Origin of the sequence: Roseovarius pelagicus (assembly GCF_025639885.1) — a bacterium.
Lineage (GTDB): Bacteria > Pseudomonadota > Alphaproteobacteria > Rhodobacterales > Rhodobacteraceae > Roseovarius > Roseovarius pelagicus.
This window is the reverse complement of record NZ_CP106738.1, coordinates 3,229,476-3,252,853: the sequence shown is the minus strand read 5'-3', so window position 1 is coordinate 3,252,853 and position 23,378 is coordinate 3,229,476. Positions and strand designations below refer to the sequence as shown.

Below are 23,378 nucleotides of genomic sequence, written 5' to 3'. Positions count from 1 at the left end.
CACTTACCCGTCCAGATCCATTCCGGCAATTTCGTCCGGCGCTGTCACGCCACCGACCAGATCGCATGACAACAGATACTCTGAGCTGAGGACACCATCCGGCTTTGGTACCAAACCATCTAGCATCGCGCGTACATCCCGACGCTGCGCCACCCACAAATCTTCGCCCTCTTCGCGCGAAATCGTGGCAAAACGCACCGACGCACCGACCGGCAGCTGGGCCAGACGTGGCAGGTCAACCGATGCAATGGTCGCAATCTTGGGGTACCCACCCGTGGTCTGGCTTTCGGCAAGCAGAACCAACGGCACACCTGATCCCGGCACCTGCACCGATCCGGGCACAGTGCCATCCGACACGATATCATGCCCACCCAACGCAGGCAGTTCTACCCCGCCCAGTGTCATCGCCATGCGGTCGCGCTGTGGCGTCACCACGAACGTTTCCGACGTCAATCTAGTCAGAATATCCGGTGCAAACAGGTTGCTCTGCGGCCCAAGTATCATACGGATCGGGCCACTAGCGAATAGCGGGGATCTGGTCCCCGAAAGCGGGGTCGCCATGCGCAAACAATCGCCGCCACACTCATGCCCCAGCCGAACACCATCACCCGTGCGCAGGCCCCGCCCGTCGACACCACCCAGGCCGCTGCGCAGATGGGTTGCGCGCGATCCCAAAACGGGTTCGGTCTCGATCCCGCCGGAAAACGCGATGTATCCCCAGACCACGCCGCGCAGCACTCCCACGCTTAGCGTTTCACCGGGTGCGAGCCAGTGGCTTTCTCCAACCGCAACCAACCGGTTTTCGACACGTATCTCGCAAGGGCCACCAGTGACAGCAAAGCGTACCGAACGGCTGGCCCTGAATCTGCCCCCGTACCCGGCGAATTCCAGTGCCGCGGTCGAACCCGGATTGCCGCAGAGCGCATTGGCCAGTGCCATCGCATTTGCATCAATGGGACCAGCAGACGACACCCCAAAATACCTCAGCCCGTTGCGTCCAGCATCCTGCACACTCAGCATCGGACCCGCAGACAGGATGTCGACGCTCATGCGGTGTCCCCTTCTTCCGGCTCGGGCGACAACGCGCCTGACGCTACCTGATCTGCGATATCACGCGCTTCGTCCGCGCCAACGGGACGGAAACGAATCCGATCGCCGGCGTGAAACAGAAATGGCGGGGATCGAGAGGGATCGAAATTGCGCCATGGCGTCCACCCGATAAAGCGCCAGCCAGACGGGCCCGCGACCGAATTGATGCTGGCCTGTTGACCACCGATGCCGATAGCACCAGCCGGAATATACTGTCGCGGCACGCGAAGCCGTGGGGTATGCAGCGGCTTTGGCAGCCCTCCCAGATAGGCAAAACCGGGTGCAAACCCGATCATGTAGACGCGGTACTCTGCGCCGCAATGCATCGTAATCAGGTCGTCAGCGGAGCAGCCCTTCAGATCGGCAAGCTCCTGTAGATCCTGTCCGACCTCGCCACCATAGAGACAGGGCACATGCCACAGCCGCCCGATGGCACCCTCGTCCGCGTAGCTATGCCAGAGCCCGCGCAAATGCGCCTCCAACGCCGCGCCGCGGATCACTTCGGGCTCGTAGCAAACCAGCAGCGAGCCATAGGTCGGGACGATTTCCGTGATACCTGCGGGGCATTTGGTCCTCAGCATCTCGGCAAAGGCGATGATCCGTTTGTTGGCTGCCGCGTCAATTATCTCGCTGACTTGCAGCAACAGCGCGCGGTCACCTACAGGAAGAAAGCTGGGTGTCATCCGTAACTCTTCTCGATGGTGATGTCGGGTTTTCGCATTTGCACCCTCCTATCACATAGCACCCCCGACAAATGCCCCAATCACAGGCCCCACCGATCCAAAGCCATAAGGTAAAATCGGTAACCCCCGCTCAGGCCGATCGCCACCGTTCCCCGGTTTATTCAGCGTTGAGATAGTCAAAGATCGTCAGCAGATGCGTCTTAACCACGCCGATCCACTCTTCAATATCAACATGTTCGTCCGGCATCGCAACATTCGTCGCAGTGGTGCCATAGCTGAATGCGGGGACCCCGGCATAGCGCCATAGACGGGCATCCGTCCCGGCAAGGCTTGTGATCGGCAAGACATCCAGACCAGCCACTTCCTTTGCATTCTGTTGAACATAACCAACCAGTTCGTGGCTTGGGTCAGACCATGCCGGCGTGGCTGTGTCCATAACCACTTCCATCTTCACCTGCGGGTATTTCTCCAGCAAGTCGGCCATGAAGGCCATCACCGGTTCTTTTGTCATTCCGAATGGCAGCCGGATATCGACATCAAACGTGCATTTGGTCGGGATGGTATTGATGATACTGCCCGCATTGAACTGACCAATGTTGAGCGAGAAGCTCTGCATGACATCTGCCGCGCCCTTCAGGTGAACCCGGTCAATTTCATCGCGCGCAACGGCAAGAGCATCGGCAACCGGCCCCGGAAGATTGACCTCAAGATCCTCGACTGCCTCGAGGTCCGCGATGAATGCAGATGCTATCTCAACAGGGTTGTGCGCCTTATGCGTATAGGCCGCATGCGCGCCAGGCGATTCCACTGTACAGGTCATCCATAGCGGGGCTTTTTCACCGATCCGCACGGTTGTCGGCGCGCCCGGTTCTGCATTGAAACAGCAATCGCCATGTATCTCGGGGCAGTTTTCCATCAGATAGACGGCGCCCCATGGCCCAAAGGTTTCCTCGTCGGATACCGCCGTCAAAGTGAGGCGGCCCTTCAGCTTGTCGCGTATCTGGTGCAAGTAGGCATAGGCGAACAGGATCGACGTCGTGCCCTGCTTCATGTCGCAGGACCCTACGCCCCAGACCTTGCCATCGGACACCTCGCCCCCCCATGGGTCACGGCTCCAGCCGTCCTTGGTCGGAAGTGGGAAAACATCCATATGCCCGTTCAACACCAGATGTCGTCCAGGTGCACCACAATCAAACGAGGCAATCACATTCGGCATTTCCTCGTGCGGCGAAACGATCCGGTGTTCCAGATCCCGTGCCTTGAGGAACTCGGTCACACAGCGCGCTGCATCGCGTGTATCGCCGGGCGGATTGGGGCTTTTGGCGCGCACGAATTTGCTGAGGAATTCGACCAGAAGATCCCGGTCACGATCAACCTGATCGACAAGCTCTTGTTTGAGTTTCGACAGCGTACTCATGCGGTGGTCCTCAGGTAGTTGTAAGCGGCTAAAGCGTGGACCTTGATGACGTTGATCCACTCGTCGATGTCAGTGTGTTCGTCGACCATCGCAACATTGGTGGCGGTGGTCCCATAGGTTACAGCTGGCACCCCGGCCTCACGCCAGAAACGAGCATCGGTCGCACCAAGGCTTGTGACCGTGTGAATGGGCGTACCCAGCACCTCGGCCGCCGCAGATTGTACTGCTGCCACCATGGGATGGCCCGGATCGGACCAGCTGGGCTCGTCCGTCGACAACACTTCAAGCGTGACGTCGTCGTGTTGCGCAACGATCTCCTCTGCAGCCTGCAATGCCGCAGCGGCAGTGCCGCCAATCGGGATGCGGATATCGACATCGCAATCACAGTTGGCGGGCAGCATGTTCATTTTTACCCCGCCCCGTATGAGCCCCACATTCACGGTATACTTGCGCAGAACCTCCGCCGCGCCGGGCAGATGAATCCGATCAAACTCGGCCTCGGATCCCGTCAGCATCGGCCCGAGGTTGTCGCTGGTTTCCACCGGAAGCTCGGTGATCGCTGGAAGGGCGCGCACCACAGAGGCGGCAATCTTGGTCGCGCTTCGGCTCTTGTGTGTGTAGGCGCCGTGGCATCCCGTCGTCCTGACTTTAAAGCGCAGCTTCAGTGATCCTTTTTCGCCGAAACGAACCGTCGTCGGGCCACCCGGTTCGCTGTTGAGCAGACAATCGCCCCGAACATCGTGATGTTCCAAGAGATATTGAGCACCCCACTTCCCTCCTGTTTCCTCGTCAGAAACGGCGGTGAATGTCAGCTTGCCTTTGAGCTCGCGCCGAAGCGTGTACAAATATGCATGGACCGCGGCAATCGCGGCGGTTCCGGCCTTCATGTCGCTGGCACCACGGCCATAAACGGCACCGTTCGCCATTGTCCCACCGTACGGATCGTATTGCCACCGATCTGCGTCATCGCAGGGATAGGTATCGAGATGGCCATTCAGAACCAAATGCCGCCCGTCGTCTTTGCACGTGAACGAAGAAATCAGATTAGGAGCGTTTTCAAGCGGTTCAATCACCTCCACGCTCAGCCCTTTGGACTTTAGGAAATCAGAAACAACCTCGGCTGCATCAAGAGTATTCCCCGGTGGATTTGGGCTGGGTGCGCGGACCAGCGCCTGAAAAAGGGCGACGAGCTCATCGCGGTCGTCGTCGATCCGCTTCAGGAGTTTCTCTAAGGTCATATTTCAATCACTCGGCAGAAATGGCTACGAATAGGTCGACATACAGCACGCGCATTGGCGCGGCGGTCCGATCGTACCGACAAGATGCGTCGGGCGCGCAGGATCGCGCGCCCGACGCTTGATCAGAACTGGCTTCGGATCGGCTCCTCAGGAGCCGGCGAGAAACCGATAAGATCGCTGGTCAACTCCGCATAGGTGCCGTCTTCGACCATACTGGCCAGCGCCTTGTTCAAAGCCTTGGCCAAATTGACCTTGTCCTTGTGCAGGGCAAAGCCCTTCTGGATCGAACTCAACGAACCTTCGGTCAGCTTGATCGGGAGGTTCGACTGTTCAATCGCCCATGCGGCCGCAATCGCATCAGTGATCATGCCGTCGATATTGCCATTGGCCAGATCTCGCATCGCATCTACTTCGACCTTGTAATATTTGGTGTCAGATGCGTTGAGTTCCTTGGCCAGTTCCGCCCAGGTCGAGCTGGCCAGAACACCGATCACGCCGTCGAACTCATCGGGCGTCGAGACATCCGAGTCCTCATGAACCAGCAACCTACCGCCGGATTCCAGCCACCCGTCGATGAAACGGACCTGTTCCTGACGGGCCGCCGTAATGTCCATCGCATTACAGAGCATGTCGAACTTGCCACTCAGAACCCCGACAAGCGCGGAGTCCCACTTGACGATGACGGGACTGTATTCAAGCCCTGCCCGTGTGGCCATTTCCTTCATAACGCGCACTGCAAGGCCGTCAAACTCACCCTTTGTGTTGGTCAACGAGAACGGTGGGTACCCCCCGTCCGCGCCACAGGTCAGCACACCGGGTTCAGCGACCTCCAGATCTCCGTCAGCCAAAGCCGGCACAGCGGCCAGAACGGCGATCAGACCCGTCGCTATTTTCAGTTTATGAAACATTTTCAATGTCTTCTCCCATGTTGCAAGGTGGAGCGATTTAGGAACTGAAAAGCAGAGGTTTCAGTACCTCACGGCATATCGACGCTCCATGATTTGAAGCCCGTAGATGCAGGTTGTTGTCATCAACAGGTAGATTAGAGCCGTGAAGATGTAGAACTCGAAAGGACGGAACGTGCTGGCGACGATTACCTCAGTCTGCAGCGTCAACTCCATCAACGTGATGGTCGAGAGCAATGACGTATTCTTCAGTGAAGATGCGATTTCATTGGAAATGGGCGGGATGATAACCCGCACGACCTGAGGCAGGATCACCCGCCGCATGGCGGTCGCACGGCTTAGTCCCAGCGCCAAGGCAGATTCACGCTGGCCTTTTGGTATGCCGATCAATCCACCCCGGATGATTTCGGCCACGTAGGACCCACCATTGAGCGCAAGAGCGAGCGTACCCGCCACAAATGGCGACATGGAAATCCCGAACTGCGGTAACCCGAAATAAACGATGAAGATTTGCACCAGCGCCGGTGTGCCACGGATAAACCAGATAAAGAACCGGGCCGGCCATTGCAGAAGCTTGAAATTGGACGCACGGCACAGGGCAACAACCAGCCCGACAACCCAAGACAGCAGCACGACACAAACCGTGATCTGTAGCACAAAGAAGGCTGCATCGAGCATCAAGGGCGCGTATGGCGCCACCACTTCCCACCAGTCACTGATGACATCAAACCTCATTTCGTATCACCCACCGCTTGTTTCAGGTTGGGATGCAGCACGCGCCGCAGGAACTTTTGTGCATGTTCGCTGGTCGGCGCTCCGAGGACTTCTGCTGATGGCCCTTCTTCTTCGATGACACCCTTGTGTAAAAAGATCGTCCGATCGCTGACATCCCGCGCAAAGGCAATCTCATGCGTCACCACAAGCATCGTCACACCCTCGGCAGCCAGTTGCGCGATCAACTCCAGCACTTCCCCCACAAGCTCGGGATCGAGCGCAGAGGTCACTTCGTCCAACAACAGGATTTTCGGGGACATGGCCAATGCACGAATGATCGCGACGCGCTGTTGCTGCCCACCGGATAATCGACTGGGGTATTCGTTGCGCTTTTCACGCATGCCAATCTTGTCAAGTAAACCATCAGCCAGTTCGATGATCTCGGCACGACGCCCCAGCCCGGCCTGTATTGGCGATTCGATGACGTTTTCCAGCACCGTCATGTGCGGCCACAGATTGTAGCTCTGGAACACCATACCAACCTCGCGGCGAAGGTTCCGCAGTATCCGTTCACGCTTCATAAACCACAGGTTATCGCCGTATTCGACGTCCTTACCATCAAAGCGGATGCGGCCCGACGTGGGTTTCTCGAAGAGGTTTACACAACGCAGCAAGGTACTCTTGCCAGAGCCACTTGCACCGATAATCGAAAGGGATTCACCGGGAGATACCGACAGGGACACGCCCTTGAGCACTTCAAGCGCGCCAAATTTTTTCCGGATGTCGGTTAGCTCAAGAATTGGGTCCACATTCAGCGGCGCTTTGTGCGGACTTTGCTCTTCTGACATCAACCACAGCCTTCGGATAAGTTCTGTTTGCCTAAGGGTACACAGATGGTATACCCAGTGTAGACCACAAGCTAGCCACCCTCATCATAGCTGTCAACAACTGATCCATGAGCGGAATTTACCGCCCAATTCATTGAATAAAATTCCATCATCCGTCGTGAAATATCGTTGGCGGTGCATCCCAAACAGGCAGCTCATAAAGCGCCGAGAGAAAAGGAGAAGCTGAATGATACGCATCAAGGGCCGTTTCAGCGACGCAATGGCGCTTCGAAAGGGGCAGACGCTGAAAGTCGCGACCGAGACCGGAAATCAGGTGGCGGATATCTGGGCGTTCAACCCCGACGATATGAGTGAATACATGTCAATGGAGCACACTCGCTCAATTAACAGCCTGCTGCATGTGGCAACAGGGTGCAGGCTGGTGTCAACACGCCGCCGAACCATGTTGCGCATGACCGTCGACAGCGCAGCAATGCACCATGACACACTTCTTTGTCCCTGCTCTCCGGAACTGTACGAAGAATTCGGCGAGGTGAACCACCGCAGCTGCACCGCCAACCTGCACGAAGCACTGGCCAAGCGTGGCCTGTCATGCCCCTGCACACCTGCATCGTTCAATCTCTTCATGAACGTGCCCGTCGCAACGGATGGTAGTCTTACGCGACTTCCGCCGCCCTGCAAACCGGGCGATCACGTATGTCTTGAGGCCGACATGAACCTGATTGTCGTGATATCGGCATGCCCTCAGGACATCACTCCAATCAACGGCAAAGATTGCATTCCAAGTGATTTGCTCGTCGAAATCCTGGACACCCCCGAAGCGAAAGAGAGCACAGCATGACAGCAAACCCGACAGATTCCATGGAACTGCCGCGGTTCTGCGGAATTCCGACATTCATGCGCCTCCCCCAGGCGACCGGCACTGACGGACTGGATGCAGCCATCTTCGGTATCCCGTCCGATTCCGGGGCGCCCTACCGAACTGGCGCGCGGTTCGGACCGAATGCCATTCGCGAGATGTCCGTCATGCTGCGACCAATCAACCCTTATCGCGACATGCTGAATGTCTTTGACCATTTGCGAGTCGCCGATCTGGGGGATACCCCGGTCGTGCCCGGCTATCTGGAAGAAACGTTTACCGCGATCGAGCGGTTTGCCAGCAACATCGCTGATGCCGAAGTTCTCTCTTGCGCGTTCGGCGGCGACCATTCTGTCAGCCTGCCCCATTTGCGTGCCGTCGCGCGCGCGCGCGGCACCGTCGCACTGATCCATTTCGACGCCCACTCTGACACTTGGGACACCTATTTTGGCGAAAGACGTGACAGCGCGGGTACCCCGTTCCGCCGCGCAGCAGAGGAAAATCTGGTCGATCCGTCCAAGTCAATTCAGATCGGGTTGCGCGGATCATTGTTTTCTACCACTGATATCAGCCAGTCGCGTGCTCTTGGCTTTGAAGTCGTCGATGCGGATGAACTGCTCCTCAGTTCTGTCGACGCTCTGGCGGATCGAATTGCGGCGCGCGTGGGCGATGCTCCGGTATTTTTGTCTTTTGATATGGATGTCGTCGATCCAGCCTTTGCGCCCGGGGTGCAAACTCCCGAAGTCGGCGGACCCAGTTCCTTTGAAATCCTGCGCCTCCTGCGACAGCTGAAAGGGATCAATCTTGTCGGATGCGACGTGGTCGAGACAAACCCCCTTTATGACGGCCCGGGAAAAATCACCGCCCTATTGGCAGCAACGGTAATGGCAGAATTATTGGCCCTCGCCGCGCACATGCGGCGCTAAACTACGGAGTAATTATATGACTACCGATTTCAAGGAATACTCGGCTCAAACAGGCAGCGGTCGCCAGGTATCTCTGCGGTTTCCGGCAGATGAACATCACAGCCGGCTAGCCACCACTCGCGCCGCGCTGCGGCAGCGTGGATATGATGCGCTGATCGTGTTCGCACAAGAAAGCCACTACTACCTCACTGGCTATGATACCGCCGGATACGTATTTTTTCAGGCCGGTATTATCACAGCGGATGAGCGCCCCACCATTCTATTGACCCGCCGCCCGGACCAGCGGCAGGCAGAAACGGCCTCGCTCTACGAAGAGGTGCGAATCTGGAAAAACACCGAAGGGGCAGACCCGTCCAAAGATCTGCGCGATATTCTTGCAGAATTGGGACTGGAGGGCGGCAAAATTGCCATCGAGTTCGCGACATACGGACTGACTGCTGCAAACGGCCGTTTGGTAGAGGCATCGCTGAACGGATTCTGCAACTTTGACGACGGCTCGGATATCGTGCGAACCCAGCGTCTGGTGAAATCGGAGGCCGAGCTGGAATATGTACGCCAAGCGGGCAAGCTGGCGGATGCTGCTGTCGAGGCTGCGGTAGGTGTAACCCGCCCCGGCATAAACGAAGGGGAATTGAACGGTGCCGCACTGGCCGCGATGATGAGTGGCGGCGGAGAAGTCCCCCCCGGCGGGCCATTGGTGAACTCTGGTGAACGGGCGCTTTTTGGTCGCGCGATCAGCGGACCACGCGAAATTCGTCCCGACGATCAGGTGATCGTGGAACTGTCGGCGTCATTCTGTCGCTACAATGTGTGTATTGAGTCCACGATTTCTGTCGGCCCGACCAACCCTGTGCAGGTCGACATGATGAAGGTCGCCAACGAGGCGTTGTACAAGGTAAAGGAGGCAGCCCGCCCCGGTGCCGAGCTGGGAACACTCGACGACATCCACAGGCAGGTTCTGGACAAGGCCGGGTTCGAATCCGTTCGGTTTGCCGCGTGCGGCTATGCCCTAGGCTGTACGTTTCGCCCGACTTGGATGGACGTGCCGCCAATGATCTATTCCGGTAACAGCCTGATCATGGAGCCGGGCATGGTCTTTTTCGTGCACATTATGATCCCCGACACACGCACAGGAATAGCCGCGGGGATTGGGCAGACCTTCTGTATTCGCGAGAACGGCGCACCCGAAGTTTTCTCGGACATCAGCAGCGACCTCTACATACGCTAAGGTCATCCGCCCCGCAGCCTTGGCGCGGGGCGGGATCGCCAGCCTACTGAAATCCGCCGGAAACCGGGATGTTTGCGCCGGAAATAAAGCTCGCGCCATCGCTGAGCAGAAAGCCGACGGCGCTGGCGATTTCTGCCGGAGCGGCGGCACGACGCATTGGAATATCGTCAAAACATGCCTCGTATTGCGCATCCGACATAAAGGCGCGCCCCATCGGATTGTCCACGAGCCCCGGACATATCGAATTGATCCGGATTCCCCGTGGCCCCAAATCATCACACAGGTGGCGCACAAGGCCGTTCAAACCCCATTTACTGACTGTATAATGCGGCCCCCCGATCGGGCTGTGATCAAGACCCGCCGTCGACGATATGATAACGATGCTGCTCTTGTCATGCAGCCGGTCAAGCGATGCGTGGATCAGTGTGTAAATACTGTTCAGGTTGATATCCAGCAGATGCCTCCAGTCGGCGGGAGATACGGAATCGACGGGACCACGCTGTAGAAACCCATGCGCCAGAACCAAAGCATCCAGATGCGCCGGAGACTTCTCCACCGCTGCGCGCAGTGCCGCGTCATCGCTGAAATCGGCGATGATCGACTGCGCTTCATTCGGATCGTTGCTGATCGTCGTGATCGAACTGCCGGCCTCCTCCAGCGTTTGGAGAATAGCGTTACCAATACTTCCGCCAATACCAGTTAGCAGAACCTCATGCTTCCCGCCCTTGCGGGAAAAGTCAAAACTTATCATTTTGTGCCCTTTGGTGTGGTGTTGTTCAAAGTGTATTCTTGTAAACAGTGCCGCCCTTCATGATGAGGCAGAGGTGATCTTCGGGCTCAGCAACGCAGCCGATATCGGCCAGCGGATCCCCGTCGACTATCAACAGATCCGCAAAAGCACCGGGCCTGATTTCTCCGATCTGTCCCTGCTGGCCGCAGATGGCTGCATTGACCTTGGTCGCAGAAGCGATGATTGCCGCGTTATCCTGACTTTCCGCCCGCAGCCGGAATTCACCCGACTGGTGGGCATGTTCTGCCCCGGACAGATCCGTTCCAAACCCGATGCTCACCCCTTGCCGCTGCGCGCGCTCGATCGTCGACAGCGACGCAGCGCGCATTTCCTGAAACAACCCCGCGGCGGTCGATCCGGCCTCGATCTGCGCTTGATAAACGCTCAACGTCGGAACGATGGCCGCCCCCGCCGCAATCACCGCCGCCAGTGTGCCATCGGACAAATGGCTGGCATGTTCGATCGACCGAACGCCCGCATCCAGACAATGACGCACTGCGTCATCCTTGTAGGCATGTGCCATGACATAGAGACCTACCCGCTCGGCCTCTTCCACCATGACCCTCAATTCATCGCCCCCAAACTGAAGACGATCAATCGGGATACCCGACGCCACCCCGCCCGAGGCCATCACCTTGATATGGTCCGCACCGTTTCGGATAATCTCGCGCACTGCGCGGCGAACGTCGTCCGTACCATCGACCACCTTCGTGATGCTTCGTCGACCGTGGCAGGATGCGCAACCGATCTGCGCCGCATCGGCCACGCGAAAATCCCCCTGCCCCCCGGCCTGCGCCAGACCTAGGTCACAGATCAGCAAACGCGGGCCAGTCAGGATGTTCTGATCCAACGCCTTCTTTAGCCCAGCATCCGCGCCGCCAGCATCACGAACAGTCGTGAACCCACGCATAAGCATATCCCGCAGCACGGCACCCGCACGCGCGGCCACGTAGTAGGGGGACTGATGCGCGAGGCCGACAAAATCGCTGGTATAGGCCATCGCATGAACATGCGCGTCGATCAGACCGGGCATCACGACACGGCCAGCTGCGTCGATCCGACGAGCATCAGGCAGCCTGACCGGCGCATCGCTGATCTCTCGTATGCGCTGGTTTTCGATCACGATATGCCGGTCGTCCCGGTACGACATATCGCCCACGTCCAGCAGCCGGACGTTTTCGATTATGCTAAGAACATTCGCATGGGGCACGATGCCTATGTCCCCCCACCATCATAATCGGCAACGGGAAACACGATACCGTCGTTGACATCCCAGCTAACCGCTAGCTTCTGCCCGATGCGGTACTCCGCAACTTTGCGACCTTGATTTTGAACACGCGCAGTCAAAGACATACCATCACCGATACCAATCTGAAGTTTGCTGGATTCGCCGATATAGGAGACATCCGTCAGCTCACCTTCGATCCGGTTGGCGGACTCCGATGCGCCAGAAATGTCATCGGAAACCAAACCGACACGCTCCGGGCGAAGCATGACCTCGATTTCGCTGCCTTCCGATACCGTGTCACCCACCAGTACATCTACGGTGGCGCCATCCCGAAGGCGTAGCTTTGCCGTCCGTTCGCCGCGCTCCGTGATCACGCCGCGAAGGAAATTAGCGTCACCGATAAAATCCGCAACAAACCGGGAATTGGGTTCTTCATACAGCGTGTCGGGTTTCCCTATTTGCTCTAGCTTGCCATGATTCATCACAGCCACCCGATCAGAAATCGCAAGCGCCTCGCCCTGATCATGGGTCACATAGATCATGGTCAGCCCAAGGCGGGCATGCAGCAATTTGATCTCCAGCTGGAGCGTTTCACGCAGTTTCTTATCCAGTGCTCCCAGAGGTTCATCGAGCAACAGAACGGGTGGATCAAAAACAATCGCGCGTGCAAACGCCACACGTTGCTGTTGCCCTCCACTGAGTTCGGTCGGGTATCTGTCTGCAAGCTGCGGCAACTCGACCAGATCGAGAACACGCCGAACCCGGTCTTGACAGTCAGAGCGCCCCATTCCGCGCATTTGAAGTGGGAAGGCGACATTTTCCGCCACTGTCATATGAGGAAAAAGCGCATATTGTTGGAACACGACGCCGATCCCGCGACGATGTGCGGGCAGTTGCGTCACCTGACGGTCCCCGACCCAGATCTCGCCATCATCGGGTGTCGTAAAGCCCGCGATCATCATCAGTGTCGTGGATTTCCCTGACCCGCTCGGGCCGAGCAACGTGACAAGCTCGCCCTCGGGGATGCTCAGATCAAGACTGTCTACCGCCCGGAAGTTTCCATAAGTTTTGGTCACACCATTCAACAAAATACTGCGGCCGATTTTCTGATCGGTCTCGGGGTGTGCTGCGGTGTTTCTGGCAAGATTGCCGTCAGGTTGAGAAGTCATCTGGAACGGTTCCTTATCAGTTCTGCGGCTGCAATTAGCACGAGGGTAAGTGCGATCAGGATCGCGGCCACCGCTGCAATCGTCGGGTCAATCTCTTCGCGAATGCCTTCCCACATCCGCTTTGGGAGCGTGCGCGAACCGGTTCCTGCGATAAAAAGCGCGATCACCAACTCATCAAAGGACGCGAGAAACGCGAACAATGCAGCCGCCGCGACACCTGGGCGGATTGTCGGAAGCGTTACTTTGAGAAAGGCCTTGATCGGGGACGCCCCCAACGTGCGCGCCGCATTCTCCAGCATGATGTTGGAATCCTTAAGCGCACCAGTCACGACGATAATAACAAATGGCATGGCAAGGATACTATGCGCCAGAACCAGACCCAATTGCGTCCCCACAAGACCGAGAGGCGCAAACACGAAATAGACCGCAATGGCCAGCACGATCACTGGCACCACGAGCGGTGAAATCAGTATCCCGTACAGAACGCCCCGCCCTTTGAACCTGCCCCTTTCCAGTGCGATTGCGGCCAGAGATCCACAGAAGGTCGCGACGACCATCGTCATCAGCCCCACCCGCAAACTGGTCCAGGCGGCATTAATCCAATCGGGGCGGTTCAGAAAATTCTCGAACCAGCGCAGGGAAAAACCGGTCGGGGGAAACTTCAGGAACGGAGAGTCGCTAAAGGCAAGCACTATGATGATCACCAGCGGCAAGCTCAGGAACAGAAGGCCGCCGATCCCCAGCAGGCTCGACCAGAACCCGACGCCCCTACGTTGTTCGCGCGAGCCACCCGATCGTTTCACGTGCTGACCACCCGCCGGGGATGGCGCATCTGCCACTGGATTGCGTGGGGTTGCACAAAATCTCGCCAGCTTCAGCACCAACCGCGTCAGCTTGCCGGGGCTGGCCTGCCCCGAGGTCTGTCCGGCGGGCTTGAACTGGGTAAACAACACCAATGCCAGCACTGCCATCAGCAATGCAATGGACATCGCCGATGCCATTTCCCAATCGCGGATAGCCCTCACGTAGCGGTCGATCAACAGCACAAATGTCGTATCCTTGGCTCCGCCAAGCAATGCAGGCGTGACAAAGAACCCAAGCGACAGAATCGCGACCAGTGTGCAGCCAGCGACGACACCCGGCAGGCTTAGAGGGAAATAGACCAACCAAAAGGTTCGCAACGGCCCCGCCCCAAGCGTCAATGCAGCGTTACCTAACAGGGGCGGAATCTGACGCATTGTGTTCAGGATCGGCAAAACCATGAACGGCAGCATGATATGCAGCATGCCCACATAGACCGTAAACCTAGTGTAAAGAAGCTTGAGCGGTTGGTCGGTCAGGCCCAGTTCCTGCAAGCTGGAATTCACAATTCCCTGCCGACCGAGAATGACCATCCATGAATAAGAGCGCACCAATATGGATGTCCACATCGGAATGATGACCAGCATCAGCAGCAGGCTGGCGGTCCGTGGCGGGACATGTGCGATAAGAAGAGCCACCGGATACCCGATGATCAGGCTGAGGATGGTCACAACCATGGCGATCCAGACGGTGCGCATGAAGATGATCCGAAATAGATCATCCTGAAACAACCGTTGAAAATGCTCCAGCGTCATGTCCCAGCCACCAATGCTCAGCCAGACGATTTTGCTGAGGGGTATGACATAAACGAGCAACAGCAGCGCCATGGGAAGCAGCAGAAGACTTAGCATGCCCGCATGCCGACGCAGCCATCCGGGCACTTTCTTACGCGACGTCAATTTGCCAACCTCCCAGCGGTAGACGACTCCGGTGCCCTTTGCCGCCGTCGGACGACAAAGGACAGCGCAAGCTCAGCGTAGATCAGAGCAGAACGAAACGGTTCCACATTTCGACGTTCTTCTCGATGTTGGTTTTTCCGTCATCGCCTTTCTGCGCCCACCATGCCGAATCGATGATGACCAGCTTGTCGGCGTTCTCCGGACTACGTGGCAGAACGGCCGCACGTTCGGGCGGAAGCAGATCAAACGAAGCAGCGGTGACCGGCCCAACCGGCTGGATCATTGCCAAAGCAGCGCCTGCCTCCGGCCGGCTGCAATACTCGATGAACTTCATCGCGTTCTCGTAGTTCGGCGCGTTTTTCGGGATCGACCAGAGGTCGTATTGGGTCAGGGCCTGATTCCAGATGTAGTCAACTTCCGCGCCTTGCTCTTTGATATTCTGGATCCGGTTCGCCGGCGCCTGTGCGATCACCGCCTCACCATCAACGAGCGCCTGAACTGGCATTGCAGCAGAGGTGGCCCATTTCGCTACGTTCTCGCGAATGTTACCCAGTGCGTCATAGGACGCATCCAGATTCAGCGGGTAGACACCATCAGCAGGAACGCCGCTGCCCATGATTGCCCCTTCGTTCGGTCGAATTACCCATTCAGCCGAATAAAGCATACGGGGTCCGGGGAATTTTTCGGTATCCCATACATCCACCCAACTCTTGGGGGCTTCATTTGGAAATGCTTTCTTGGAATATGCAATGGCTTCGGAATAGAAGTCATTTCCGATGCCGTAGTCAAAGATGACCGCCGGATCGACACCATCGAGAATTTTGGAATCGATCATATTGTAATCGAATTTTTCCAGCATATCGAGTTCGGTGAGAGCCAGATAATCGCTCGGGACAATGTTCACCACGTCCCATTCAGTATTGCCGCTTTCAACCATCGCCCTGATCTTGGCGAACTCTGGGGTCGTCGTTTCGACAACTTCGATACCTGTCGCGTCAGAAAAGGGCTTAAAGAATGCCGCCCGCTGCGCATCCATAAAGGCCCCACCCCACGAACACACGGTGACCTTACCCTTGGACTGCGCCCGCGCCACATAAGGCGCCGACAACGCCAGAGTTGTGGCTCCCGTTGTCTTTAGAAATCTACGACGGTTCATTGCCATTGTTTCGTTCCTTTCTCGCTGTTGGACAAAAGTTATTGTTCGGGAAACCACAGCCACCGCCCCTGCTACACCGGGGCAGCCCCGAAACTGGCTGGTAATTCAGTGCAGAAAACGAACTTCATAAGGTGCGTAGCGGCGTAAATCTAGCATTTGGTATACCAAAAGTAAACCGCTGGAATTCTGATCACAGATGCACCTTGCATACCCTCCCTTCATCCTAGGAAATCATTTCCACGCAGATCGCTCCTGCGTGCCGATAACAGTTAGCCCAACTCTGCCAGTCTCTCGCCTTGCCGCCGCAAGAGTTGATCAATCTCGGCTCTGGCCGTCACTCCCAATCGTGCGCCGGGCTGGCGCAATGTATCGCTGGCTATGACGCCGCGCTTGGCCATCACGTACTTTCGGACTGCTAGCCCGAGACCCGGTTGCTGCTCGTAACGCATCAGCGGCAGGTAGGCGTTGAGGACATCATATGCGCGCTCGGTGTTTCCGGCTTCCATCTCGCGGACGACATCGAACATCATCTCGGGGCAGCAGAATCCGGTCATCGCCCCATCCGCCCCGCGCGCCATTTCCTCGGGCAAGAACAAACCACCATTTCCGCACAAAATCGAAATTCGACGGTCGAGCACGCCTTGCTCTCGCAGCGTGCTAATCTTCTCCAAACCGGGCCAATCTTCGTGTTTCAGGCAAACGCAGCTGGGCAATGATCGAATAATCCGCGCGATGACCGAAACCGACATGTGAATATTTGTGACGAGCGGAAAGTCCTGCAAGACAAACGGCGTGTCCCCGATGAATTCAACGGCTTGGTTGTAATAGTTCACGATTTGGTCGTCGGTCTTGAGGGTTGACGGCGGTGCGATCATCACCCCTCCCGCGCCGTCGCCCATCACGGTCTTGGTCAGCTCCTGCATCTGCGCAAAGCCCGGCGAAGACACCCCGACCACGACGGGAATGCGCCCATCCACGCGGGTCAGAAAATGCTGTACGAAACGCCGCGCCTCATCGGGTGTCAGCTTGGTGGCTTCTCCCATCATGCCCAGAACGGTTAAGCCTGCCGCGCCTTTTTCCAGATAGGTGTCCACCATTCGATCTGTGCTGTCGAAATCAAGTGTCCCATCCTCTTGGAACGGTGTGGCGGCGATCACGTAGACGCCGCGCGCATCTTCGGTCAAACGGCTCATAATGGCTCCTCATACATACTTTTGGTATACCTAGGGTATTTTATATATGTCAACATGCTTCTACCTCCGCCAAAAGCAGAGGCTTGGACGTTAGGAAAGTCTGTGGAGGTGACTCAGGATAGCTTCGCGGGCATTGTTGATGTGCTCGCGCATCGCCATTTCAGCCGCGTCCGGGTCGCGCGCCAGAATTGCATCCGCGATGGCAATATGTTCGCGCGTACCGGGATCCAGTCGGTCTGGTATCTGGCCCTGATCGAAAATCCGGGTCTTTAATTTTAGCCCGCCAATCATCTCGGCCAGCAAGGACGAACCGGCGGTATTCGCAATCTGCATGTGAAACGCGAAATCGAAATCGGCATGCTCGACGGCTCCGGGGTGGTACCCATTCAAATATCCGGCAAGTGTCGATTTGAAGTTCAGCCAGATTTCTGGATTCGAAGAAACCCGCGCCGCCTGCTTTGCCGCCTCGCATTCCAATAGCCGCCGTATGTGCAGGATCTCCATGATTTCGGAAATGGAAATGCGATTGACTGTCGGCACGCCACGATGCGCCCTTATCACCAGCCCCTCACTCATCAATCGTGCAATCGCTTCACGAACCGGGGTGCGGGACACGCCCAGACGCTCTGCAAAGGCCCGTTCCTGCAACTGCGTGCCTGATGGCAATTCGCCGCTGAGAATCATGTCGCGCATCCGCAGAAAGGCACTATCAGTCAAACTCTCGGTTGGGGACACGCGGCTATCCATCTTTTTGTTTCAAATATTCGGGCGCAATGGCGGCGGGGAATTGTGCGGTATACGCACAGTTACTTCGATAGGAAAAGTCACAAATTGCCCTGCTCAACTGAACTCCTGCTCTGCAATCACCCATGACGACTGCGGCACACATTGCCGAAACCAGCGCGCATTAAACTGTAGTTGAAATAATGGTATACCAAATGTATCCCCATTGGTAAAGAATGGAACCATATTCCGCAAGGATGTCTATTTTTCAAACTGCGGCGCGATTTCCTACGCAAAAAAACACAGGCAAAGCATTGGTATAATGAGAAAAATTGACCTAAACTGCGATATGGGCGAAAGTTTTGGCGCCTACACGATCGGTGATGACGCCGCGATGATGAAACTTGTGACCTCGGCCAATGTCGCATGCGGATTTCACGCTGGCGATCCGGTGGTTATGCGAAAAACGATCCGAATGGCGCGCGATCTTGGTGTCAGTGTGGGTGCGCATCCGTCGTTTGCAGATCTCTACGGTTTTGGCCGACGTCGGATTAGCGGAGAAAAGCCGGAGGACCTTGAAACCCAACTCATATTTCAGATCCTTTCGATGCGGGGCATGTGCGGGCTGGAGGACCATCCAATGACGCATGTGAAAACACATGGTGCCATCGGCAACATGGCAGCGAGCGACCCTGAACTCGCTGCGCTTTGCGTGCGTGCGGTAAAGGCCGTGGACGCCAATCTGATTTTCGTGACATTGCCCTATTCAGAGACCTACAAGGCTGCCGAAAAGGCTGGGATTCAGGTTGCGTGCGAGATCTACGCCGACCGGACCTATACCGACAAAGGAGAATTGACGCCGCGCAGCGAGGCGGGTGCCGTGATCCACGACCCCAAGCAAAGTGTTGCACAGGTTCTCGAAATGGTGCTCGAGGGGCACATACCCACCACCAGTGGGAAACGGCTTCCTGTAGAGCCGGAAACATTGTGCGTGCATGGTGACACTCCCGGCGCGGTCGACATCTGCCGCGCGCTACGCGCTTCACTTGAAGAGCAAGGGATCACGATTGCCCCATTTGGGCGCGGCTGACCCCGCAACAGCCACAATCGCACCGGGGTTCAGTCAAGAAGCGTGCCCAAGGCAAGCGGCCGCCGACACAATGGCAGGCTCTGGGACGCAAAACCGCACCTCTTATCCAGCAGGACGATCACCATGACACGCACATCCATCGCATTGTCCACCCGCATGACGGAAACTGACGAACGCGCATGGCTGGATGCCCTGCACGCGGCGCTCCCGCAGGAGAATATTCGGCCTGTGCGTGACATCCCACCCAACCATCGATCAGGCATTGAAATCGCGATCGTTGCCAATCCCGACCCGGCAGAACTGCTGACTTTACCTGACCTCAAATTGATTCACAGCCTGTGGGCGGGTGTGGAGCGGCTTGTTCGCGATCTGGCCGGGCAGGCCGTGCCGATCGCCAGATTGGTCGATCCCGAACTTGCTCGCACGATGGCTGAGTCCGTTCTGGCATGGACACTCTACCTGTTTCGCGACATGCCTGCCTATCAAAGACAGCAAGCCCGCAAAAAATGGGCACCCATTCCATATCGGCGCCCGCAGGACGTCCGGGTTTCGGTTCTCGGGCTTGGCAATCTCGGACAGGCCGCTGCAACACGTCTCCACGCCTCTGGGTTTCAAGTGACCGGTTGGAGCCGGACCCAAAAAGATATTCCCGGCGTTACATGCCTTGCTGGCGAAAACGAGCTGCAAAGAACTCTGGCCAGTACGGATATCCTCGTCTGCCTCCTGCCCCTGACGCCTGAAACCCACGGTTTGCTGTCCGACACGCAATTGCGGACAATGCCGCACGGTGCATCCATCATCAACTTTGGCCGCGGGCCCAGCCTCGACGTTGTCGCCCTGATGAAAGCGTTAGATGACAGACATCTCGGGCATGCAGTCCTTGACGTTTTTGACTGCGAACCGCTGCCCGCAGATAGCCCGCTCTGGATACATCCACACGTTACCGTGCTACCACATGTGTCAGCACCGACAGACATGCGGACGGCAACCCAGATCGTCGCCGGTAATCTAAAGGCTTTTCGCGCAAATGGGACGATGCCCGAAATCGTCGATATTGCGCGCGGTTACTAGGGCCGAATAATGCGGCCAAAACTGGCGCCTATCTGTCCCTTACCCTATCGGCAACGGCTGCTGTCGCATTTGCGGTGTCGGGGCAAAATATCTGCGCGCAAAAATCAACAAAGGCCCGCACTGCGGTGATCCGCACAGTCGACCGGTTCCACAAAACCCCGGTCTGGCGAATTCCCCCGGTCGGCAATATTCTCTTTTGCAAAGACAGGTCGCGGGGCCAGGGCGGAGCCCAATCCGGCACGATGGCCACACCCAGCCCACGGCTGACCAGAGCCGCAATCGCATCAAGCGCGTCGATCTCCAACCATTCCCGAACCCGGAGATCGTTTTGCCGCAAGTAGCGCTCGACAATCTGGCCGCCCCATTGGTTGCGGTCATACCGGATAAAGGCCTGATCGGAAATTACCGCATGCGGATCGTCCATGTTCACTCCATCCGGAGCAATCAGGACCAATGGCTCCTGACGCAAGGTCAGCCAATCCATCGACTTGGGGACCTGAAAATGTGGTCGCACGATAACGGCGGCGTCCAGATCGCCCGCCAGAACGCCGTGATACAAGTTGATCGAGGTGTCAGGGCACAGAAAAAACTCGATCTGCGGATACCGTGGCCGCAGCCCCGCCAGAATATCAGGCAAAAGACCTGTCATCGCGGTTGATGTGGCCCCCAAGCGTAAACGCCCCGTCGGTTCATTATTGCCCGCAATCGCCCTCAGATCGCGCACACCCTCAATCAGCGATCTGGCATGGTTCAGGACGGCCAATCCGGATGCGGTGGGCTTCACCGTTCTGCCGACCCGGCTGACCAATTCATGCCCCAGTTCTTGCTCCAGCGCGCGCAATCTTTGCGCCAATGCGGCAGGGGTCAGGTTCAGTCGCCGTGACGCTTCGGCAATGGAACCGCATTCAGCGACAGCGACAAAGCTCTCTAGGAATCGAGTGTTCATAAAGATAGATTTTCTATCTTATAAAGCTTTCAAAACCAATGTTTTCTTACATTATGCCCCCATCTATTGTCCTCTGAACGCCTGTGCGCGGGTAAAGCGAGGGAAGCTGTGTCCATCGAAACCAAACTTTTCAGCCGGGACACCAATTTCGCCTCCGGCCAATACCTCGCGCACAGCAGCATAGGTATCGGCAGCGCACACCGAACCCGATTTGCTGGCGTGACAATGGGTAGCGGCCACACAATCAGGAGGCTTCGCAGATGACCACAATTTCCGGGCGCCTTTCGACACGGATGCAAGCAGTGCTGCCCTCGCCCACCATCGCCATGAGCCAGACCGCAAATCTCCTGCGAGCCGAAGGTAGAAGCATCATTGATCTATCCAGCGGAGAACCTGACTTTGACACTCCTGAAAACATCTGTCGCGCTGCGAAGGCCGCCATCGACAATGGCAAAACCCGTTACACCAACGTGGATGGCACGACCGATCTGAAAAAGGCGATCGTAGTCAAATTTCTACGCGAAAACGGGCTTTCCTACCGCCTCGACCAGATCAGCGTAGGAACCGGCGGCAAACAAGTCCTCTGCAACGCCTTGCTTGCGACCCTGAACGACGACGACGAGGTTATCATACCGGCCCCCTACTGGGTCAGTTATCCTGACATGGTGCGACTGGCCGGGGGAGTGCCGGTGCTCGTGCCCTGCCCGGCCGAGGATCGTTTCCTGATTACCGCCAACGCCCTGCGCGACGCGATCACGCCGCGCACCAAATGGCTCATCCTCAACTCTCCATCGAACCCGACGGGCGCAGGCTATTCCGCGGCACGCCTCAAGGCGCTCGCTGATGTGCTGCTGGAGCACCCGCATGTCATGGTAATGACAGACGACATGTATGAACACCTGCGCTTCGATGGCTGGGAGTTTGCCACAATCGCAGCGGTCGAGCCGAAACTCATGGATCGCGTTCTGACGGTGAATGGCGTCTCGAAAGCCTATGCCATGACCGGATGGCGTATCGGATACGCTGGCGGACCTGTGGACATCATTCGTGCGATGGCAACACTTCAATCGCAAAGTACCTCGAACCCTAGCGCCATCAGTCAGGCCGCAGCCGTTGCCGCACTGGATGGGCCACAGGATTTCCTTGTGGATCGTGGCGCTGTGTTCGAGCAGAGACGCGATCTCTGCCTGGAACGCATTCGCGCCATAGACGGGCTGGATTGCGTGACACCAAATGGTGCATTCTACCTGTTCCCCTCCTGCGAGGGATTGATCGGCCGAACACGTCCAGACGGGAAGCGGATCACGACAGACACGGACGTGGTCATGTATCTTCTCGAAGAAGCGGGCGTCGCCACAGTTCCGGGCAGCGCCTTCGGCCTTGCACCATTCTTCAGGCTTTCCTTCGCAACATCCACCGAGAACCTTGAACAGGCATGTGATCGCATGGCGACAGCCTGCGCAAAGCTAACCTGACGCAACGCAGCCAGAGGCCGGATGCAAGCATCCGCCCCGCCAAACGACAGCATCCTTCGAAAGGACCGACATCATGGATTTGGGACTCAACAACAAAACAGCCATCGTGCTCGGCGCCGGGGGCGGGCTGGGCAGCGCAATTGCCCACGCACTCGCCATGGAAGGCGTGAAACTTGCATTGGGCGGCAGGACTCTCAGCTCTGTTGAAGCGACTGCCGAGAGTATCCGTTCGACAGGTGGCACGGCCATCGCTCTGGAATGGGACTTGGGACAGTTGGATCAGATCGAGCCAAACGTGGCACGGATCGAGCAGGAGCTTGGCCCGGTCGATATCCTCGTCAACAACACCGGCGGCCCAAAGCCCAGCACGGTATCCGGACAGACGCCAGAAGATTGGAGAAACAACTTTGAGAGCATGGTGCTGTCTGTCATCGCGGTGACCGATCGCGTTTTGCCCGGAATGAAAGAACGGAAATGGGGGCGCATCATCACATCGACCTCGTCGGGTGTGGTCGCGCCAATTCCCAATCTTGGATTGTCAAATGCCCTGCGCGTGTCTCTGGTGGGCTGGTCCAAGACCCTTGCCCGTGAGGTTGGGCGCGACGGCATCACATCCAACATCATCCTGCCCGGCCGCATCGCAACGCCTCGGATTACGTTTCTGGATGAACAAAAGGCCAAACGTGAGGATCGCGACGTCGCCGACGTGTCAGCCGAAAGCATGGCCTCCATTCCGGTCGGGCGTTACGGCAAACCCGAGGAATATGGCGACGCCGTCGCATTTCTGGCCAGTACCCGCGCGGCCTATATCACCGGCAGCACCATCCGCGTGGATGGCGGCTTTATCGCCAGCATTTGATCTTGGGGAGT

22 protein-coding genes are annotated in these 23,378 nt (G+C 57.2%); 7 read left to right on the top strand and 15 right to left on the bottom strand.

Annotated elements, in window-relative coordinates:
- Positions 1-3: 3 nt before the first annotated feature.
- The 7 genes from N7U68_RS17135 to N7U68_RS17105 all read right to left on the bottom strand — a co-directional run bounded on the left by N7U68_RS17135 (position 4) and on the right by N7U68_RS17105 (position 6,894).
- Positions 4-1,050, bottom strand: a complete 1,047-nt coding sequence (locus N7U68_RS17135) for a 5-oxoprolinase subunit C family protein (protein ID WP_263047594.1) — start codon at positions 1,048-1,050, stop codon at positions 4-6.
- Positions 1,047-1,772, bottom strand: coding sequence for a 5-oxoprolinase subunit PxpB (gene pxpB, locus N7U68_RS17130; protein WP_263047593.1), 726 nt, complete (start codon positions 1,770-1,772; stop codon positions 1,047-1,049). The genes N7U68_RS17135 and pxpB overlap by 4 nt, the downstream gene beginning before the upstream one ends.
- Positions 1,773-1,929: 157 nt before the next feature.
- The gene (locus N7U68_RS17125; RefSeq protein ID WP_263047592.1) at positions 1,930-3,189 is read right to left on the bottom strand and encodes a M20/M25/M40 family metallo-hydrolase; all 1,260 of its coding nucleotides are present in this window, start codon (positions 3,187-3,189) and stop codon (positions 1,930-1,932) included.
- On the bottom strand, positions 3,186-4,427 hold the full coding sequence (locus tag N7U68_RS17120) for a M20/M25/M40 family metallo-hydrolase (protein WP_263047591.1): 1,242 nt from the start codon (positions 4,425-4,427) through the stop codon (positions 3,186-3,188). Before N7U68_RS17120 ends, N7U68_RS17125 begins: the two co-directional genes overlap by 4 nt.
- Before the next feature lie 122 nt (positions 4,428-4,549).
- Complete coding sequence (locus tag N7U68_RS17115) at positions 4,550-5,335, bottom strand: transporter substrate-binding domain-containing protein (RefSeq protein ID WP_263047590.1); 786 nt, start codon at positions 5,333-5,335, stop codon at positions 4,550-4,552.
- A 60-nt stretch (positions 5,336-5,395) separates the two neighbouring features.
- The gene (locus N7U68_RS17110) at positions 5,396-6,067 is read right to left on the bottom strand and encodes an amino acid ABC transporter permease (RefSeq protein WP_165193590.1); all 672 of its coding nucleotides are present in this window, start codon (positions 6,065-6,067) and stop codon (positions 5,396-5,398) included.
- Entirely contained in the window at positions 6,064-6,894 is an 831-nt protein-coding gene (locus N7U68_RS17105) for an amino acid ABC transporter ATP-binding protein (RefSeq protein WP_165193592.1), read from the bottom strand. Before N7U68_RS17105 ends, N7U68_RS17110 begins: the two co-directional genes overlap by 4 nt.
- Before the next feature lie 226 nt (positions 6,895-7,120).
- On the opposite strand from N7U68_RS17105, the gene N7U68_RS17100 reads away from it, so the two are divergent.
- From N7U68_RS17100 to N7U68_RS17090, 3 genes are read left to right on the top strand one after another with little or no spacing between them, the layout of a single operon-like run.
- Positions 7,121-7,735, top strand: coding sequence for a DUF1989 domain-containing protein (locus N7U68_RS17100; protein ID WP_263047589.1), 615 nt, complete (start codon positions 7,121-7,123; stop codon positions 7,733-7,735).
- Positions 7,732-8,679, top strand: coding sequence for an agmatinase (gene speB / locus N7U68_RS17095; RefSeq protein WP_263047588.1), 948 nt, complete (start codon positions 7,732-7,734; stop codon positions 8,677-8,679). Before N7U68_RS17100 ends, speB begins: the two co-directional genes overlap by 4 nt.
- A 16-nt stretch (positions 8,680-8,695) precedes the next feature.
- Positions 8,696-9,907, top strand: coding sequence for a M24 family metallopeptidase (locus tag N7U68_RS17090; protein ID WP_263047587.1), 1,212 nt, complete (start codon positions 8,696-8,698; stop codon positions 9,905-9,907).
- 43 nt (positions 9,908-9,950) lie between these two features.
- Here the strand turns inward: N7U68_RS17090 and N7U68_RS17085 are convergent, their stop codons facing one another.
- The 7 genes from N7U68_RS17085 to N7U68_RS17055 form a co-directional block, all read right to left on the bottom strand.
- A complete protein-coding gene (locus N7U68_RS17085; RefSeq protein WP_263047586.1) occupies positions 9,951-10,658 on the bottom strand; it encodes an SDR family NAD(P)-dependent oxidoreductase in 708 nt (235 codons plus the stop codon).
- A gap of 25 nt (positions 10,659-10,683) precedes the next feature.
- The gene (locus N7U68_RS17080) at positions 10,684-11,907 is read right to left on the bottom strand and encodes a metal-dependent hydrolase family protein (protein ID WP_263047585.1); all 1,224 of its coding nucleotides are present in this window, start codon (positions 11,905-11,907) and stop codon (positions 10,684-10,686) included.
- Positions 11,908-11,912: 5 nt separating this feature from the next.
- The gene (locus N7U68_RS17075) at positions 11,913-13,094 is read right to left on the bottom strand and encodes an ABC transporter ATP-binding protein (protein ID WP_165193604.1); all 1,182 of its coding nucleotides are present in this window, start codon (positions 13,092-13,094) and stop codon (positions 11,913-11,915) included.
- The gene (locus N7U68_RS17070) at positions 13,091-14,806 is read right to left on the bottom strand and encodes an ABC transporter permease subunit (protein ID WP_263047584.1); all 1,716 of its coding nucleotides are present in this window, start codon (positions 14,804-14,806) and stop codon (positions 13,091-13,093) included. The genes N7U68_RS17075 and N7U68_RS17070 overlap by 4 nt, the downstream gene beginning before the upstream one ends.
- A gap of 130 nt (positions 14,807-14,936) precedes the next feature.
- Complete coding sequence (locus N7U68_RS17065; protein ID WP_263047583.1) at positions 14,937-15,890, bottom strand: ABC transporter substrate-binding protein; 954 nt, start codon at positions 15,888-15,890, stop codon at positions 14,937-14,939.
- Positions 15,891-16,279: 389 nt separating this feature from the next.
- Positions 16,280-17,203, bottom strand: coding sequence for a dihydrodipicolinate synthase family protein (locus N7U68_RS17060; protein WP_263047582.1), 924 nt, complete (start codon positions 17,201-17,203; stop codon positions 16,280-16,282).
- Between the two features lie 90 nt (positions 17,204-17,293).
- Positions 17,294-17,938: a GntR family transcriptional regulator gene (locus N7U68_RS17055; RefSeq protein WP_241188221.1), complete on the bottom strand. Its 645-nt coding sequence runs from the start codon at positions 17,936-17,938 to the stop codon at positions 17,294-17,296.
- Positions 17,939-18,245: 307 nt separating this feature from the next.
- Here N7U68_RS17055 and N7U68_RS17050 point away from each other — a divergent pair, with 307 nt between their 5' ends.
- Both N7U68_RS17050 and N7U68_RS17045 read left to right on the top strand, forming a co-directional pair.
- Positions 18,246-19,016 (top strand): LamB/YcsF family protein, encoded by a 771-nt coding sequence (locus N7U68_RS17050; RefSeq protein ID WP_308446187.1) that lies wholly within the window; start codon positions 18,246-18,248, stop codon positions 19,014-19,016.
- Between the two features lie 123 nt (positions 19,017-19,139).
- Positions 19,140-20,087: a 2-hydroxyacid dehydrogenase gene (locus N7U68_RS17045; RefSeq protein ID WP_263047580.1), complete on the top strand. Its 948-nt coding sequence runs from the start codon at positions 19,140-19,142 to the stop codon at positions 20,085-20,087.
- Between the two features lie 28 nt (positions 20,088-20,115).
- Here N7U68_RS17045 and N7U68_RS17040 read toward each other — a convergent pair whose 3' ends face one another.
- A complete protein-coding gene (locus tag N7U68_RS17040; RefSeq protein ID WP_263047579.1) occupies positions 20,116-21,033 on the bottom strand; it encodes a LysR family transcriptional regulator in 918 nt (305 codons plus the stop codon).
- Between the two features lie 260 nt (positions 21,034-21,293).
- Between N7U68_RS17040 and N7U68_RS17035 the strand changes: the two genes are divergently transcribed.
- Positions 21,294-22,508, top strand: coding sequence for a pyridoxal phosphate-dependent aminotransferase (locus tag N7U68_RS17035; RefSeq protein ID WP_263047578.1), 1,215 nt, complete (start codon positions 21,294-21,296; stop codon positions 22,506-22,508).
- Positions 22,509-22,581: 73 nt separating this feature from the next.
- Positions 22,582-23,367, top strand: a complete 786-nt coding sequence (locus N7U68_RS17030) for an SDR family oxidoreductase (protein ID WP_263047577.1) — start codon at positions 22,582-22,584, stop codon at positions 23,365-23,367.
- Positions 23,368-23,378 lie beyond the last annotated feature (11 nt).